This is a genomic window from Curtobacterium flaccumfaciens (assembly GCF_018598405.1).
Classification (GTDB): Bacteria; Actinomycetota; Actinomycetes; order Actinomycetales; family Microbacteriaceae; genus Curtobacterium; species Curtobacterium aurantiacum.
The window spans coordinates 25,097-40,611 of record NZ_JAHEWS010000022.1 but is presented as its reverse complement, the minus strand read 5'-3'; the positions used below and the strand labels follow the sequence as shown (position 1 = coordinate 40,611).

The window sequence follows — 15,515 nt, the reverse complement described above, 5'->3', positions numbered from 1 at the left end:
ACGGCGGCTCTCTTCCGGAAGGAGGAGGGCCGCCGTTCGTGTTACGTCCGCCGGGTGCGCGGCTCTCGATCTGGGCCTGGAGGCGCGGCTGCGGTCCGGCCGGCAGGTCCCGCTGGCAGTGGCGTCACCTTCCACCACCCCTCGCGGGGGAAAGCAGCCAGTACGGAACAAACGCCCACGCGGGCGCCGCCGCGAGAAGCCACCAAGCAGTCGGACTCAACGTCGAAGACGCCAATCCCACGATGATCAGCCAGCTCATCGCGAGAGCCGCGACGAACCCTGCGGTGACCGCACACGAGATGCGACCTCTGCGCCGATCTCGAGCAAAAGCGGAGCCGACCGCCGCCACGAGGAACAGCGTCTGTACCGCCGCGATCAGGATCGCGGTCCCCAACGGTGTTCCGTACCCGCTCGGGCTGCCGTCCGGGCCGAACGTCGTCGCGATCCGTTCGGGTAACCGATCCCACCAGACGCTGGTGACCGCGACCACGATGACGACGGGGAACGCAGCAGCGGTGGCAGCGAAGACCCCCTCTCGCTTGCGTCGGCCCCGGCCGCTGGACATCGGTGCGTTCATCAGCGGTTGCATGTCTCCCGCACTTCCCGCTCGATGAGCGCCGTGGCGATCGCGTCGGCCGCGCGTGGGGCCTTCGCGAGCGTGTGCACCACCGCGGTGAGCCCTGCCGCGTTGGCGATGACCGCTCCTGCTGCTCGCACCTCTCCGTTGATCCACATCGATGCCCCTTCCCGCTGCCAGCTCACGGTGCGGGAGTGCCCAGCTCCGGGTTCGAGCGCCCAGTCGGCGTAGCGACAGAGATCGTCGAACGTGGACCAGACGCCCCCTGCCGCCGCGAACGACGACTCCCCGAGCGCCCACGGCTTGATGGCATGACCGAAGAGCTTCGGCACCACCCGGTCTGCTCGAGCAGGCACGAGCGTGGCAGAGCTGATCCCCGCCGGCTCGAGGACGTGCTGGCGCACAGCGGCGAACCAGTCGCCGTGCACCTCGTCGAGTACCGCGCCGAGGAGGGCATACCCCAGGTTCGAATACTCGAACTGCCCTCGGGGTGCGACCGGCACTGCGACTGCTCGTTCCAGCGGAACCCCGACGGCCTCTCGGTACGGGTCGCCGAACAGGCGGTCGCGCATCGTGGCCGGAAGCCGTGGAAGACCCGAGGTGTGGTGAATGAGGTCTGCAACGGTCATCTCGGCATCGGGCACCTCGGCAAGGTAGTGCGCGACCGGTCGCTCAACCTCGAGTGTGAGCCAAGCCGTCGTGCCCACGAGCCCCTTCGTGATGCTCCCCCACTCGAGCATCGAGGCGGTGGCGTACGGCCCGCGGGGCCCCCGGACGGCTCGCCAGCCGTCCGCCGCGCGAAGACTCGCGCGCCAGTGCCCAGATGGCGTCCGTGAATCTCGCACGACGACTCCGACCACTACGAGCCGAGCCCATCTCCGTTGGCTTCGGTCGACCGCTCGCGGCGCCGTGCGATGAACCACATTGCCGGCCCGACGATCGGGACGAAGAGGACGACGAGGGTCCATGCGATCAAGTGACGGCCTGAGGTCGACCCGGATCGCATCAACGAGATGAACGCTGCGAGTGCGAGGAACAGCGCGACGAGTGACACGGCCATCAGCACTCCGTCGAGCGCAGTCGGAACCAGCGGGTTCATGGTCGACTTCTCGGCCCAAGACATCAATTCGTTCACTCCCAGCGGTTGTAGGTGATCGCGCCGTTGCCCTTGGCGCTGAGCCGCTGGACCGCGGAGTACGTGCTCCACGCAATCGTTCCCCATGGGGTCGGCACGCCACGCTTCACGACCACCTTGCACTTCGCGGTCGCCTGTCCCCCACTGATGTAGCCGCTGCTCTTGGAGGTCGTCACCTGAGTGAACGGCTGGGCGTTCCTGACGACGGTGCACGAGTACCCGAGCATCTTCCTCGCCGTAGTACCGCTGTACTCGTACGACATCGAGACCTTCGTCTCGGTGAGCCTGATCCCAGCGAAGGCGAACCACTGCGTACCCCAGGACGACCGCGATGCCGCCCTGGTCCCCACGCCGACGCCATCTTCATTTCGCACGACCGCCGACGGTGCCACTTCTCCCCACTCGAAGTCCCCGCTCGTGCGAACGGTCTCAGGGCCAAACACCCTCTCGTCGGAGGCGGCAGTTGCGGCGGACGCAACAGCCGGGTCCAAGAAGTACGAGGCGAGCTCGTGCCGCTGTTCGGCGCTGAGGTGGTCGAAGGCCGCGACGTCGGATGAGGCGCCGGAAGCAACGAGGTCAGCGCGGATAGCCGACAGCACCGCGGACGGCGTTCGCGGCGTAGCAACGTCGCTGGCGGCAGACGGCGCGGCCGCGGCGTTGGCTGGCGCGGCACCAATCATGGAGGTGGCGACGACGGCGCAAACTGCACCGATCGAGACGATCCGTCCGGTGGTCGACTGCTTCACGAAAACTTCCCCTCACTCTCCGGCCCCAACGCCGGGTCTCGTCGTCGGCAGCGTCGCCGACAACGAGCAGTCAACCCACCGATACATCAGATACGCAACCTCAGACGCGAGCCGGGCGTGTTGCCACCGCCTTCCACGACGAGGTGTAGGACTGGGGCGAAGAAGGTCATGCTCGGGCAATCGACGTCGCGACCGAGACCGTGGGGACCCCCGGAGGAGGTCGCGGAGGTGCTCCGTCGAGCGCTCGGGTTCGTCGATGCCGACAAGCTCATCCCAGGTTCCAACTGCGGGATGGCACCCCTGGCGCGGGGCGCGGCGCTGGACAAGCTCGGCGCGCTGTCCGCTGGTGCGGACATCGTGCGAGCCGAGCTGGTATCGCGCTAGCGGCCCGGCTGCACAGGACGGCTCGCCTCGGCAACGGGGCGGGCCGTCCTTCGTGTCGCGTCCGGCAGGCGATCGGGTCTCGGTCCGACCTGGAGGCACGGCTCGGCTCCGCCGGGCAGATCGCGTCAGCAGGGACTCGCCCGCCGCCGGCCTGACCGTCGGCCAGCCCGAGTTCGTCATTCTTGGCTGTCGAGGCTCATCTTCTCGAAGTCCCCCGCGATGCACTGCGAGCTGCCGTCGATCGTGTACCCCCGAGGATCAGCGCGGAAGTCGGAGGAGCTCACCGGGCCGCCCCTGCCCCGAACTCCGAGGATGGGGTCCTCGCCGCCCGTCTGGTAGCGCTCAGTCGTGACCCCGAGCTCTTTCCAGTGCTGTTCCACCGCCTTGACGTCGGCCTTCGGGTCAGCGCTCGCGGAGCGCACCATGGCGTAGATGTACTGGACGCCCCCCTTGCCCCAGACCCCGGCCGCACTTCCCGAGCCTCGGACCGTCGCTGACTTCCCAGCCGTCACCGACCACCCCGGTCGAACCCTCGACGAACGTGACGATGGACTGCTTTGCCCGCTCCGGGGTCTTCCCGAGCCCGGAGCTGCAGCCGGTGAGGACGGCGACGGTGAGCAGTACGGCTCCTGCCGTCCGGAGGACGGAGACGGCTTTCCGCTGAGTGGGCTTCACGCGGAAACTCCTTCTAGACCGCTGCGCTAGCGACCTATCCACGATCATGTCGTAGAACGCTCGGGCTCGCCGCGCGACCACGGACACAAGCGGGTCAGGCCTGGGGCGTTGACTACACGCATGATCACCAAGAACACGATCCACGAGGTCGAGAACGCGCCCGTGAGGGACCGCGACGGCGCATCGGTCGGCAAGGTCGCGCAGGTGTTCCCCTCTGACGAGGACGGCAGCGCTGCGTTCGTCAGCGTCGCGACCGGACTCCTCGGGGGTCACACCGCGCTCGTCCCGGTCGAGGACGCCACGTTCGACGGCAGGGACCTGCACGTCGGGTACACGAAGAGCGCGATCAAGGGCGCGCCGTACCCCGGAGCCGGGAACACCTTGTCCGTCACCGACGCGAACGCCGTCCGGAAGCACTTCGGGCTGTCCCCCGCCGGCAAGGCGACCGGCGACATGGGCGACCCGCACGAGAACCTCGATCAGGCCGGGACCGGTCCGGCGGGCGCGGACGACACCGAAGGCGCAGGGACGACTCCGCCGACGTGAACGTCACCGGGGTGAAGGTGCCGATGGACGAAGGACGCCCCACCAGCCGAAGCCAGCGGGGCGTCCTCATGAGTCACACCAGGATCAGAAGTCCCAGTCCTCATCCTCGGTCTTCTCCGCCTTGCCGATGACGTACGACGACCCCGACCCCGAGAAGAAGTCGTGGTTCTCGTCCGCATTCGGCGACAGCGCCGACAGGATCGCCGGGTTCACGTCCGTCGTCTCCTTGGGGAACATCGGCTCGTAGCCCAGGTTCATCAGCGCCTTGTTGGCGTTGTAGTGCAGGAACTTCTTGACGTCCTCGGTCAGGCCGACACCGTCGTAGAGGTCCTGCGTGTACTGCACCTCGTTCTCGTAGAGCTCGAACAGCAGGTTGAACGTGTAGTCCTTGATCTCCTGCTTGCGCTCTTCCGAAGCGCCCTCGAGGCCCTTCTGGAACTTGTACCCGATGTAGTACCCGTGGACGGCTTCGTCACGGATGATCAGGCGGATCAGGTCAGCGGTGTTGGTGAGCTTGGCACGCGAGGACCAGTACATCGGCAGGTAGAAGCCGGAGTAGAACAGGAAGGACTCGAGCAGCGTCGAGGCGACCTTGCGCTTCAGGGGGTCGTCACCGGTGTAGTAGTCGAGGACGATCTGGGCCTTCTTCTGCAGGTTCACGTTCTCGGTGGACCAGCGGAAGGCGTCGTCGATCTCGGGCGTCGAGGCCAGCGTCGAGAAGATCGACGAGTAGCTCTTCGCGTGCACCGACTCCATGAACGCGATGTTCGTGTAGACGGCTTCTTCGTGCGGGGTGATCGCGTCGGGGATGAGGCTGATCGCGCCGACGGTGCCCTGGATGGTGTCGAGCAGCGTCAGGCCGGTGAAGACCCGCATGGTGAGCTGCTGTTCCTCCGGCGTCAGCGTGTTCCACGACTGCACGTCGTTCGACAGCGGCACCTTCTCGGGGAGCCAGAAGTTGTTGACCAGCCGGTTCCAGACCTCGACGTCCTTGTCGTCCTGGATGCGGTTCCAGTTGATGGCGCTGACCGAACGGATCAGCGGGATGGCCTTGCCCGTGGCGTGGACCGGGTCGGTGAGAGTCATTGCGTCTTCCGGAGATCGTGGATGGGAACGAAGAAGCGGACGGGAGGCGCGGTGCGGGGTGGCACCGCGCCTCCAGCCCGGGGATGGTCGCGTCAGCGACCGGAGGTCACAGCATGCAGCTGACGCAGCCCTCGACCTCGGTGCCCTCCAGCGCGAGCTGGCGGAGACGGATGTAGTAGATCGTCTTGATGCCCTTGCGCCATGCGTAGATCTGCGCCTTGTTGATGTCACGCGTGGTGGCGGTGTCCTTGAAGAACAGCGTCAGGGACAGGCCCTGGTCCACGTGCTGCGTCGCCGCGGCGTACGTGTCGATGATCTTCTCGGCACCGATCTCGTACGCGTCCTGGTAGTAGTCCAGGTTGTCGTTCGTCATGAACGGCGCCGGGTAGTAGACGCGGCCGAGCTTGCCTTCCTTGCGGATCTCGATCTTCGACGCAATCGGGTGGATCGACGACGTCGAGTGGTTGATGTACGAGATCGAACCGGTCGGCGGGACGGCCTGCAGGTTCTGGTTGTAGATGCCGTGCTCCTGGACGGACGCCTTCAGCGCCTTCCAGTCGTCCTGCGTCGGGATCGTGATGTTCGCGTTGTCGAACAGCGAGGCAACACGAGCGGTCGCGGGGGTCCACGTCTGGTCGGTGTACTTGTCGAAGAACTCACCCGACGCGTACTTCGAGTCGCGGAAGCCGTCGAAGGTCTCCCCGGTCTCGATCGCGATCTTGTTCGACGCACGAAGGGCGTGGAACAGCACCGTGTAGAAGTAGATGTTCGTGAAGTCGATGCCCTCTTCGGAGCCGTAGTAGACGCGCTCACGAGCAAGGTAGCCGTGCAGGTTCATCTGGCCGAGGCCGATGGCGTGCGACTTGTCGTTGCCGTCCTCGACGGAACGCACCGAGGTGATGTGCGACATCTGCGAGACCGAGGTCAGGCCGCGGATGGCGGTCTCGATGGTCTTGCCGAAGTCGGGCGAGTCCATCGTCAGCGCGATGTTCAGCGAGCCGAGGTTGCAGGAGATGTCCTTGCCGATCTCCTTGTAGGACAGGTCCTCGTTGAAGGTCGTCGGGGTGTTGACCTGCAGGATCTCCGAGCACAGGTTGGACATGTTGATCCGACCCTTGATCGGGTTGGCCTTGTTCACCGTGTCCTCGAACACGATGTACGGGTAGCCCGACTCGAACTGGATCTCGGCGATGGTCGTGAAGAAGTCACGCGCCTTGATCTTCGTCTTCTTGATGCGCGAGTCGTCGACCATCGCGCGGTAGTTCTCGGAGATCGGGACGTCGCCGAAGGGGACGCCGTAGACCTTCTCGACGTCGTACGGCGAGAACAGGTACATGTCCTCGTTATTCTTCGCGAGCTCGAACGTGATGTCCGGCACGACGACGCCGAGGGACAGCGTCTTGATGCGGATCTTCTCGTCGGCGTTCTCGCGCTTGGTGTCGAGGAACTTCATGATGTCCGGGTGGTGGGCGCTGAGGTAGACCGCACCGGCACCCTGACGCGCACCGAGCTGGTTCGCGTAGGAGAAGGAGTCTTCCAGCAGCTTCATCACGGGGATGATGCCCGAGGACTGGTTCTCGATCTGCTTGATCGGTGCGCCGGACTCACGGATGTTGGAGAGGAGCAGGGCCACGCCGCCGCCGCGCTTCGAGAGCTGCAGCGACGAGTTGATGCCGCGCGAGATCGACTCCATGTTGTCCTCGATGCGGAGCAGGAAGCAGGAGACGAGCTCGCCGCGCTGTGCCTTCGCCGTGTTGAGGAACGTGGGGGTCGCGGGCTGGAAGCGGCCGGCGACGATCTCTTCGACCAGGTCGATGGCGAGCTGCTCGTTGCCCTGGGCCAGGCCGAGAGCGGTCATGACGACGCGGTCCTCGAAGCGCTCCAGGTAGCGCTTGCCGTCGAACGTCTTGAGCGTGTAGCTCGTGTAGTACTTGAACGCGCCGAGGAACGTCTGGAACCGGAACTTCTTCGAGTACGCCAGGTCGTTGAGTCGCTGGATGAAGTCCAGCGAGTACATGTCGATCGTGGCTTTTTCGTAGTACTCGTTCTCGACCAGGTAGTCGAGCCGCTCCTTCAGGTTGTGGAAGAAGACGGTGTTCTGGTTGACGTGCTGCAGGAAGAACTGCTTGGCGGCCTCACGATCCTTGTCGAACTGGATGTTCCCGTCCGCGTCGTAGAGGTTGAGCATCGCGTTGAGGGAGTGGTAGTCCATCCCCGTCTGCGGCGACGTCAGATCGACGTCTGCAACTGCTGCGTCCAAAATGCATCCAATCCTGAGTTGACCGCCGACACGTCGTCAGGGGTCCCGAAGAGTTCAAACCTGTACAGAAGGGGGACGTTGCACTTCCGTGCGACGACGTCCCCTGCGAGGCCGTACGCCTCGCCGAAGTTCGTGTTGCCACCCACCACCACGCCGCGGATGAGCGAGCGGTTGTGGGCGTCGTTGAGGAACTTGATGACCTGCTTGGGGACTGCACCCTCGCCGTTGCCGCCACCGTAGGTGGGCAGGACCAGGACGTAGGGCTCGTCGACGTGCAGGAACGGTTCGCTCGGGTAGAGGGGGATCCGGTCCGCGTCGCGGCCGAGCTTCTCGACGAAGCGTGCGGTGTACCCGGACACGCTCGAGAAGTAGACCAATCGGCTCATGGTGCGCTCCTGTGGAGAAGGTGCGGAACAGGCGGACCGGGGGTGTCCTGCGGGCGATCGTCGGGCCTCCTGAACGGGACCGGGGTGACCGTCCGCAGGACGGGAGACGACTACGCCAGTTCGGCGCTGAGGGTCGCGATCTTGTCGGGGCGGAAGCCCGACCAGTGGTCGTCGTCCGTGACGACGACGGGGGCCTGCATGTAGCCCAGGCTCTTGACGTGCTCGAGCGCTGCTTCGTCCGTGGAGACGTCGTGCACTTCGTACTCGATGCCCTTGTTGTCGAGGGCCCGGTACGTCGCGGTGCACTGGACGCAGGACGGCTTGGTGTAGACGGTGACGGCCATGTTCTCCCCGGTTTCTGGGCCCGATTCGAGGCCCGAAGTTCGTGTGCGGTGCTGAGGACGACGCTACTACATGTTGTGCCCAGCGGACGGTTGGACCACTAGAGGAAGTGTTACACCCCTGTAGTTCTCCACAACCCCGTCCACAGTGTGGACATTCCTCGAGGCCCGGTTTTCCGCCACTCTCACACGTGCCACCGACACTCTCCACGCGCTGTGGACCCACTCCTCCACAACTGTGGAATTCGCTCGCTCGGCGTGTCGCAACCGACCCCTCCCCAAGACGGGGGACACCCCGTTCCGTCCGGTCCGTACACTCGTCTCGTGAGTACGTACGGCCCCCTCCTGAAGACCCCCGGCGTGGGTCGTGTCATCGCCGCACAGCTCACCGCGCGGTTCCCGTTCGGCATGCTGTCGCTGGCCTACCTCCTGCACGTCGAGCACGTGTTCGACTCGTACGGCGCCGCCGGTCTGGTGCTCGCGACGACGAGTGTCGGGCAGGCACTGGCCGGCCCCCTGACGAGCCGGTGGATGGGCAGCTGGGGCATGCGCCCCGTCCTCATCCTGACGAGCATCGTCGCGCTGATCAGCATGGTGGTGATCGCGTTCGTGGTCATGCCGCTCTGGGGCTACGTGGTGGTCGGGTTCCTCGGTGGCCTGGCGGTCCCGCCCGTGCAGCCCGCGGTGCGCACCATCTACCCGAAGATGGTGACGTCGGCGCAGCTCACACCCCTGTTCTCGCTCGACGCCAGCGCGCAGGAGCTCATCTGGGTCGCCGGCCCGGTCATCACCACCTTCGTCGCCACCCAGATCGGCACGGTCGAGGCGATCGTCGTCGCGATGGTCTTCCTGGTCGTCGGCGGCGCGTGGTTCATCGCCTCCCCGGAGCTCGGCCGCGTCCGCATCCCCCGCTCGAAGCGCGCGTTCGGTGTCGTGCTGAAGCGTCCGGCGGTCGTCGTCGCCACCCTGACCGGTCTGCTCCTCATCGGGGCGTGCGCCGCGGTCGAGGCGAGCGTCACGAGCGTCTTCGGCGAGGGCAGCCCGAACGCCGGCATCGTCCTCGCGGTGTTCGCGGTCGGTTCGCTCGTCGGCGGCCTGGCGTTCGGGCACCTCCCGATCTCGCGCAACACCCTGTGGACGCGCATGGCGGTCGTCTTCGTCGGCCTGACCCTGGCCCTCGGCGGCACCGGCTTCTGGTGGCTCTGCCTCGCCCTGGTCATCGCGGGTGTGGGCATCGCGCCGGCCCTCGCGGTCATGTTCGGGTCGGTGTCGGCCACCGTCAAGTTCTCCGACACGGCCGAGGCCTACGGCTGGATGGGCACCGGCCAGCTGATCGGTGCCGCGGGCGGTTCGGCCATCGCCGGCTTCCTGATCGACAGCAGCGGCCCGATCGGCGGCTTCACCGTGGGCGCCGTGATGGCCGGGATGGGCGTGCTGCTCCCCTTGGCGATGCGGAGCTGGCTGCCCGACCTGCGCGGCCGTGACGCCAGCCCGATCCCCGACACCGAGCCGGTGACCCTGCCGACCTGAGCGGCGGCGGGCGGTTTCGGGCGCACCTGGTCGAATCGGGCGTACCTGGTCGGAAGTTCTGACCAGGTACGCCCGTTTCCACTTTCCATCGCAGCCGGTGTGGGAAGGAACGTGCGCCCGGCGCACGGGTCGCGTTCTCCACAGATGGCCTGGAGGCCCGGCGCGCGCCCGCCACGCACCGGCAGGATGGGTGCATGGTCACCTCAGTCCCCCTCCGCGACGGCCGCTCGATCCCCGCGATCGGCTTCGGCGTCTACAAGGTCGACGATGCCGAAGCGGAGACGGCGGTCGGTCTCGCGCTCGACGCCGGCTACCGGCACGTCGACACGGCCGAGATGTACGGCAACGAGACCGGCGTCGGCACGGCGATCCGAGCCTCCGGCCTGGACCGTGACGACGTCTTCGTGACGACGAAGGTGTGGAACGACCACCAGGGGCGCGACGCGACCCTGCGGGCGTTCGACGGCAGCCTCGAGCGGCTGGGGCTCGACGCAGTCGACCTGTACCTGATCCACTGGCCGGCCGCCGCGAACGACCGCTACGTCGAGACCTGGCGCGCGCTGGTCGAACTCCGCGAGTCGGGCCGGGCGCGGAGCATCGGCGTCTCGAACTTCCAGGTGCCGCACCTGCAGCGACTCATCGACGAGACCGGCGAGGTGCCGGCGCTCAACCAGGTCGAACGCCACCCGTGGCTGCCGCAGCGTGAACTCCTCGCGTTCCACGAACAGCACGACATCGTGACCGGGGCGTGGTCGCCGCTCGGCCGTGGGCGCCTGATCGACGAGCCGGTGCTGACGGGCATCGCGGACGCGCACGGGGTGAGCGTGGCGCAGGTGCTCGTGCGGTGGAACGTGCAGCAGGGCGTGGTGGTGCTGCCGAAGTCAGTCACACCGTCGCGGATCCGGTCGAACCTCGACGTCGACGGCTTCGTGCTGACCGACGACGAGCTCACGGCGATCGCGACGCTCGAGTCCGGGCAGCGGACGGGCTCCCACCCGGACTCGGTGTCGTAGCCGGTTGCTAGCCCCGGCGGTCCTCCTCGGACTGCCACGGCAGGTGCAGGTCGCCCGGTTCGGGTTCGACGTCGCCGGCGTCGTCAGCGCCGCCCGTCCCCGGCGCCGAGATGACCTTGGACGGGTCGATGCCGTCCTCACGCAGGTCGGCGTCGTCGCGCTGCTTCGTCTGGGACGCGTCCATCTCGCGCTCGCTCGACGGGCTGTACGACGTGTCGGCTGCCCGCTGCTCGCGGTCGCTGACCCCGTCGACGTCATCGCTGTGGGCAGCGTCGCGGAGTGCGTCGTTGCGTGCGCGGTCGTCGGACGGCTCGGGGCCGGGGGCGTTGGGGATGCTGTCGCTCATGGTGTTTCCTCCTGCGCCGGACGGTAGTCCTGCCGCCCGAGCCCCAGTCCGGTCACGGTGCTCGATCCGGCCCCTCGCCCCCGCTACGATCACCGCGAGGGGGAACGATGGGACGAACACGGACCGCGACGACCGCGGCGATCGGCTCGGCGCTGGTGGGGCTGCTGCTCGCCGGGTGCACGGCGTTCGGCGGGGACGACGCGATCCCGACGCCGACCCGACAGGCGGCCGAGCGCACGGATGAACCCGTGCCGGAACCGACGCTCGCGACCGATCCGGTCGAGACCGAGCCCGAGCAGGCGCTGCCCACCGGCACCGTGGCGGCCGAGACCGACGTCGTCTCGCCGAGCGGTGACACGAGCGTCCACGTCCGCGTCGTGGCGAACGACCGCGGGACCTTCGACGCGCAGCTGTCCGAGTACCGGACGACCAATCCGCAGCCCATGCGTCTGGAGTTCCGGCACCGGCCCGCGAAGCCGCTCGACGGCGAGGACGGCTCGGTGCGCGAAACAGTCGAGTGGGACGCCGCGGTTGCTCCTCCGACCTCGTTCACGATGGGTCAGGCGGGTCCACGCCCCGACTACCTGCGCAGTGTCGTCCTCGTGCCGGCGACGGTGGCCGACGAGGACACGTCCGAGCGCCCGTGGGCTGGGTCGGTGCTCGCCGCCGCCGACCTCACGTGGAAGATCCCGAACCCCTACCCCGACCTGCACGTCACGGTCGGCAAGGACCGACCGGGCGCCTACGGCATCGTCACGGACGTCGACGGCCGACCGGCGAACTACCTGGTCGCACACGGCGACGAGCTCTCGACGGTCGCGGAACGGTTCGGCATCACACCGGCGCAGCTGCTGTGGATGAACCCGTACCTGGATCCCCTCGACGACGACTGGCTGCTCGAGGGCAACACACTGAACATCGAGCCCGCTCGCCGCTGAGGCGAGCGGCCGGTCGGGTCCGTTACGGTTGACCAGCACTCGGCACCACCAGGAGGTCCCATCGTGACGATCGTCGCCGCCGCAGACGGCTCAGCCCTCGGCAACCCCGGCCCCGCCGGCTGGGCCTGGTACGTCGACGACGACCGGTGGGCAGCCGGCGGCTGGCCCCGGGCGACGAACAACATCGGCGAGCTCACCGCAGTCCTGCAGCTGCTCCGCGCCACGAAGGACACCGACGAGCCGCTGCACATCCTGTGCGACAGCCAGTACGCCATCAAGGCGTGCACCGAGTGGCTCGCCGGCTGGAAGCGCAAGGGCTGGCGGAAGGCCGACGGCAAGCCCGTCCTGAACGTCGAGATCATCAAGGAGCTCGACGCGGAACTGCAGGGCCGCAAGGTCACGTTCGAGTGGGTCCGCGGGCATGTCGGTCACGAGATGAACGAGGCCGCCGACGTGCGTGCCCGGGGCGCTGCCACCGCGTACCAGAACGGCACCGACGTGCCGCACGGCCCAGGGTGGCCGGGCGTCGAGGTCACGGAGCCCTCGGCGCTGCCCGAGGCGACCCCGCCCGCGACCCTCTTCTGACGGTCCTGACGGGTCAGTACGTCCCGTCGCGCCGGTCCTGCTGCGTGATCTGCTCCCCCGACGCCGGGTCGACGCCCGAGCGCGTGGTGGTCGTGGTGCGGCGACCGCCGAAGGCCACGGCGAGGCTGATGATGAGCAGCACGACACCGGCTGCCATCAGGATGTAGCCGATCAGGCGGAGGTCGATGCCGGCGAGCTGGATGTTCAGCGCGAAGGCGACGATCGCGCCGATGACGATCAGGGCGATGCTGGATCCGATGCGCATGACGCAGTCCTCTCGGGTGGGGGTGGTGTCGGAGACGGTACACGTCCGGCGACCCCCGCGCCGGAGCGGCCCGGGCCCCCGGCCGACGCCCCGCGCCGATCAGTCGACGTCCACCTCGGCCCACCCGTCGAACCGCCCGATCTCGGTGAGCCGCACGACGGCCTCGCCCACCTCGTCCGAGGCGTCGAGGTCGATCGTCGCCGAGAACCCGAAGTCCTTGTCGCCCTCGGGGTCGGCGAAGATCTGCCGCGCCTTCCACACCCGGGGTGATGCGGTGGCCCCGCTCTCGTCGAGCACCAGGTACTGCATCGAGCGGGCGTCGGCGTCGGTACCGATGCTGTCGTGCTCCTCGTAGTACTCCTCGAGCACGTTGTCCCACGCCGACCGGTCGAAGCCGGCGGTCGCGTCGAGATCCCCGAGCCCGTCGATGTCGTCGGCCGCGGCGAGCAGCACCCGCTGGAACAGGGCGTTGCGCACGAGCACGCGGAACGCCCGCGGGTTGCCGGTGAGCCGTGCGGGCTGCGGCGGCGCGATCTCCTCGTGCTCCTCGGACGCGAGCAGCACGTCGCCGTTGAGCAACGCCTCCCACTCGTCGACGAGTGAGGAGTCGGTCTGCCGGACGACCTCGCCCAGCCACTCGATGAGGTCGTCGAGCTCCTGGGTCCGCTGTTCCTCCGCGATGGTCTGCCGCATGGTGCGGTACGCGTCGGACAGGTAGCGCAGCACGAGCCCCTCGGAGCGGGTGAGCTGGTAGAAGCGCACGAAGTCGCCGAAGGTCATCGCCCGCTCGTACATGTCGCGGACGACGGACTTCGGTGACAGCTGGAAGTCGAGCACCCACGGCTGTTCGGCGGCGTAGGCCTCGTACGCCGCCTCCAACAGCTCGGACAGCGGGCGAGGCCAGGTGACCTCCTCGAGCAGCTCCATCCGCTCCTCGTACTCGATCCCCTCCTGCTTCATGCGGGCGACGGCCTCGCCGCGCTCCTTGAACTGCTGCTGCGACAGGATCGCCCGCGGGTCGTCGAGGGTGGCCTCGACGACCGAGACCATGTCCAGCGCATAAGTGGGAGAAGCAGGGTCGAGCAACTCGAACGCGGCGAGCGCGAACGGCGACAGCGGCTGGTTGAGCGCGAAGTTCGGCGCGATGTCGACGGTCAGACGGTAGGTGCCGTCGACCTTCTCGATCACGTGCGCGTTGATGAGGGTGCGCGCGATGACGAGCGCCCGTCGGGCCATCGCGAGCTGCCGGGAGCGCGGTTCGTGGTTGTCGAACACCAGGGATCGGACGTCCGCGAAGGCGTCCCCACCACGGGCGACGACGGACAGCACCATCGCGTGCGTGATCCGCATGCGGGAGACCATCGGCTCGGGCTCGGCCGCGATCAGCCGCTCGAACGACGCCTGCCCCCAGGACACGAAGCCCTCGGGCGCCTTCTTCCGCTTGATCTTGTTCTTCTTCTTCGGGTCGTCGCCGGCCTTGGCGACGGCGCGGGCGTTCTCGATGTCGTGCTCGGGTGCCTCGGCGACGACGTCGCCCTCGGTGTCGTACCCGGCACGTCCGGCGCGGCCGGCGATCTGGTGGAACTCGCGGGCCGACAGCTGGCGCATCTTCGTGCCGTCGAACTTGGTGAGCCCGGTGAACAGCACGGACCGGATCGGCACGTTGATCCCGACGCCGAGGGTGTCGGTGCCGCAGATGACGGGCAGCAGTCCGCGCTGGGCGAGCTGCTCGACGAGCCGTCGGTACTTCGGCAGCATTCCGGCGTGGTGCACGCCGATGCCCGCGCGGATCAGGCGCGACAGGGTCTGTCCGAACCCGGCGCTGAACCGGAAGCCGGCGATGGCGTCCGCGATCTGGTCGCGGCGTTCGCGCGAGGCGACCTTCGCCGACATCAGCGACTGCGCCCGTTCGAGTGCGGCGGCCTGGGCGAAGTGCACGATGTAGATGGGCGCCTTGCCCTCTTCGAGGAGCCGCTCCACCGTCTCCTGCACCGGCGTCATCACGTACTGGTACTCGAGCGGCACCGGCCGCGAGACACCGGTCACGCGGGCGGTGGGCCGACCGGTCCGGCGGGACAGGTCGTCGGCGATGGTGGTGACGTCGCCGAGGGTCGCCGACATCAGCAGGAACTGCGCACGCTCGAGCACGAGCAGCGGCACCTGCCATGCCCAGCCGCGGTCGGGGTCGCCGTAGAAGTGGAACTCGTCCATGACGACGACGTCGACGTCGACGTCCGGTCCCTGCCGCAGGGCCAGGTTCGCCAGGATCTCCGCAGTGCAGCAGACGATCGGCGCATCGGCGTTGACGCTCGAGTCGCCGGTGACCATGCCGACGTTCTGCGCACCGAACAGTTCGACGAGCTGGAAGAACTTCTCGGACACCAGCGCCTTGATCGGTGCCGTGTAGTAGCTCCGCTTGCCCTCGGCGAGCGCCGCGAAGTGCGCTCCGGCCGCGACGAGCGACTTCCCGGTGCCGGTCGGCGTGCTCAGCACGACGTTCGCGCCGGACACGAGCTCGATGACCGCTTCGTCCTGCGCCGGGTACAGCGGCCGGCCGCCCTCGGCGGCCCAGGCCGCGAAGGCCTCGTAGACCTCGTCGGGATCGACGACGCCGTCCACCGCCGCCGGGATCGCGGCGACGAGCGGGGGCACGGTGGTGACGTCGGTCATGCGCCCATCCTCCCAGGTGCGGCCATGACGGA

Annotated in this window: 17 protein-coding genes and 1 pseudogene; 6 read left to right on the top strand and 12 right to left on the bottom strand. The window is 67.8% G+C overall.

Translation table 11 applies throughout. The features are described 5' to 3' along the window. Positions 1-124 precede the first annotated feature (124 nt). The 4 genes from KK097_RS13620 to KK097_RS13605 are packed head-to-tail and all read right to left on the bottom strand — an operon-like array spanning position 125 to position 2,458. On the bottom strand, positions 125-577 hold the full coding sequence (locus KK097_RS13620) for a DUF1648 domain-containing protein (protein WP_214545177.1): 453 nt from the start codon (positions 575-577) through the stop codon (positions 125-127). Further along, a complete protein-coding gene (locus KK097_RS13615; RefSeq protein ID WP_250896754.1) occupies positions 577-1,545 on the bottom strand; it encodes a serine hydrolase domain-containing protein in 969 nt (322 codons plus the stop codon). Before KK097_RS13615 ends, KK097_RS13620 begins: the two co-directional genes overlap by 1 nt. Further along, positions 1,437-1,676, bottom strand: a complete 240-nt coding sequence (locus tag KK097_RS13610; protein WP_214545175.1) for a PLD nuclease N-terminal domain-containing protein — start codon at positions 1,674-1,676, stop codon at positions 1,437-1,439. The genes KK097_RS13615 and KK097_RS13610 overlap by 109 nt, the downstream gene beginning before the upstream one ends. A gap of 32 nt (positions 1,677-1,708) precedes the next feature. Then, positions 1,709-2,458, bottom strand: coding sequence for a hypothetical protein (locus KK097_RS13605; RefSeq protein WP_214545174.1), 750 nt, complete (start codon positions 2,456-2,458; stop codon positions 1,709-1,711). A gap of 159 nt (positions 2,459-2,617) precedes the next feature. Here KK097_RS13605 and KK097_RS18165 point away from each other — a divergent pair. Beyond that, positions 2,618-2,842, top strand: a pseudogene (locus tag KK097_RS18165) (methionine synthase); the annotation flags it as partial. Positions 2,843-3,018: 176 nt separating this feature from the next. On the opposite strand, the gene KK097_RS13600 reads toward KK097_RS18165, so the two are convergent. Then, positions 3,019-3,267, bottom strand: a complete 249-nt coding sequence (locus KK097_RS13600) for a hypothetical protein (protein WP_214545173.1) — start codon at positions 3,265-3,267, stop codon at positions 3,019-3,021. Between the two features lie 370 nt (positions 3,268-3,637). On the opposite strand from KK097_RS13600, the gene KK097_RS13595 reads away from it, so the two are divergent. Then, positions 3,638-4,063 (top strand): PRC-barrel domain-containing protein, encoded by a 426-nt coding sequence (locus tag KK097_RS13595; RefSeq protein ID WP_214545172.1) that lies wholly within the window; start codon positions 3,638-3,640, stop codon positions 4,061-4,063. A gap of 84 nt (positions 4,064-4,147) precedes the next feature. Here KK097_RS13595 and nrdF read toward each other — a convergent pair whose 3' ends face one another. The 4 genes from nrdF to nrdH form a co-directional block, all read right to left on the bottom strand. Next, on the bottom strand, positions 4,148-5,149 hold the full coding sequence (gene nrdF / locus KK097_RS13590) for a class 1b ribonucleoside-diphosphate reductase subunit beta (protein ID WP_250893074.1): 1,002 nt from the start codon (positions 5,147-5,149) through the stop codon (positions 4,148-4,150). A gap of 106 nt (positions 5,150-5,255) precedes the next feature. Beyond that, the gene (gene nrdE / locus KK097_RS13585) at positions 5,256-7,361 is read right to left on the bottom strand and encodes a class 1b ribonucleoside-diphosphate reductase subunit alpha (protein WP_214545171.1); all 2,106 of its coding nucleotides are present in this window, start codon (positions 7,359-7,361) and stop codon (positions 5,256-5,258) included. Positions 7,362-7,378: 17 nt separating this feature from the next. Then, a complete protein-coding gene (nrdI, locus tag KK097_RS13580; protein ID WP_071263051.1) occupies positions 7,379-7,795 on the bottom strand; it encodes a class Ib ribonucleoside-diphosphate reductase assembly flavoprotein NrdI in 417 nt (138 codons plus the stop codon). A 110-nt stretch (positions 7,796-7,905) separates the two neighbouring features. Further along, positions 7,906-8,139, bottom strand: coding sequence for a glutaredoxin-like protein NrdH (gene nrdH, locus KK097_RS13575; protein WP_017886897.1), 234 nt, complete (start codon positions 8,137-8,139; stop codon positions 7,906-7,908). Positions 8,140-8,460: 321 nt separating this feature from the next. On the opposite strand from nrdH, the gene KK097_RS13570 reads away from it, so the two are divergent. Together KK097_RS13570 and KK097_RS13565 are read left to right on the top strand one after the other, a co-directional pair. Beyond that, positions 8,461-9,666, top strand: a complete 1,206-nt coding sequence (locus tag KK097_RS13570; RefSeq protein WP_214529901.1) for an MFS transporter — start codon at positions 8,461-8,463, stop codon at positions 9,664-9,666. A gap of 194 nt (positions 9,667-9,860) precedes the next feature. Then, positions 9,861-10,679, top strand: coding sequence for an aldo/keto reductase (locus KK097_RS13565; protein WP_214529900.1), 819 nt, complete (start codon positions 9,861-9,863; stop codon positions 10,677-10,679). A gap of 7 nt (positions 10,680-10,686) precedes the next feature. On the opposite strand, the gene KK097_RS13560 is transcribed toward KK097_RS13565, so the two are convergent. Then, on the bottom strand, positions 10,687-11,025 hold the full coding sequence (locus KK097_RS13560; protein WP_214529899.1) for a hypothetical protein: 339 nt from the start codon (positions 11,023-11,025) through the stop codon (positions 10,687-10,689). A gap of 107 nt (positions 11,026-11,132) precedes the next feature. Here KK097_RS13560 and KK097_RS13555 point away from each other — a divergent pair, with 107 nt between their 5' ends. Together KK097_RS13555 and KK097_RS13550 are read left to right on the top strand one after the other, a co-directional pair. Then, on the top strand, positions 11,133-11,963 hold the full coding sequence (locus KK097_RS13555) for a LysM peptidoglycan-binding domain-containing protein (protein ID WP_214545170.1): 831 nt from the start codon (positions 11,133-11,135) through the stop codon (positions 11,961-11,963). Between the two features lie 63 nt (positions 11,964-12,026). Next, positions 12,027-12,548, top strand: coding sequence for a ribonuclease H family protein (locus KK097_RS13550; protein ID WP_214529897.1), 522 nt, complete (start codon positions 12,027-12,029; stop codon positions 12,546-12,548). 13 nt (positions 12,549-12,561) lie between these two features. Here KK097_RS13550 and KK097_RS13545 read toward each other — a convergent pair whose 3' ends face one another. Together KK097_RS13545 and KK097_RS13540 are read right to left on the bottom strand one after the other, a co-directional pair. Next, positions 12,562-12,813: a DUF6458 family protein gene (locus tag KK097_RS13545; RefSeq protein WP_111232838.1), complete on the bottom strand. Its 252-nt coding sequence runs from the start codon at positions 12,811-12,813 to the stop codon at positions 12,562-12,564. Between the two features lie 99 nt (positions 12,814-12,912). Then, positions 12,913-15,483, bottom strand: coding sequence for a DEAD/DEAH box helicase (locus KK097_RS13540; protein WP_214545169.1), 2,571 nt, complete (start codon positions 15,481-15,483; stop codon positions 12,913-12,915). Positions 15,484-15,515: the final 32 nt, after the last annotated feature.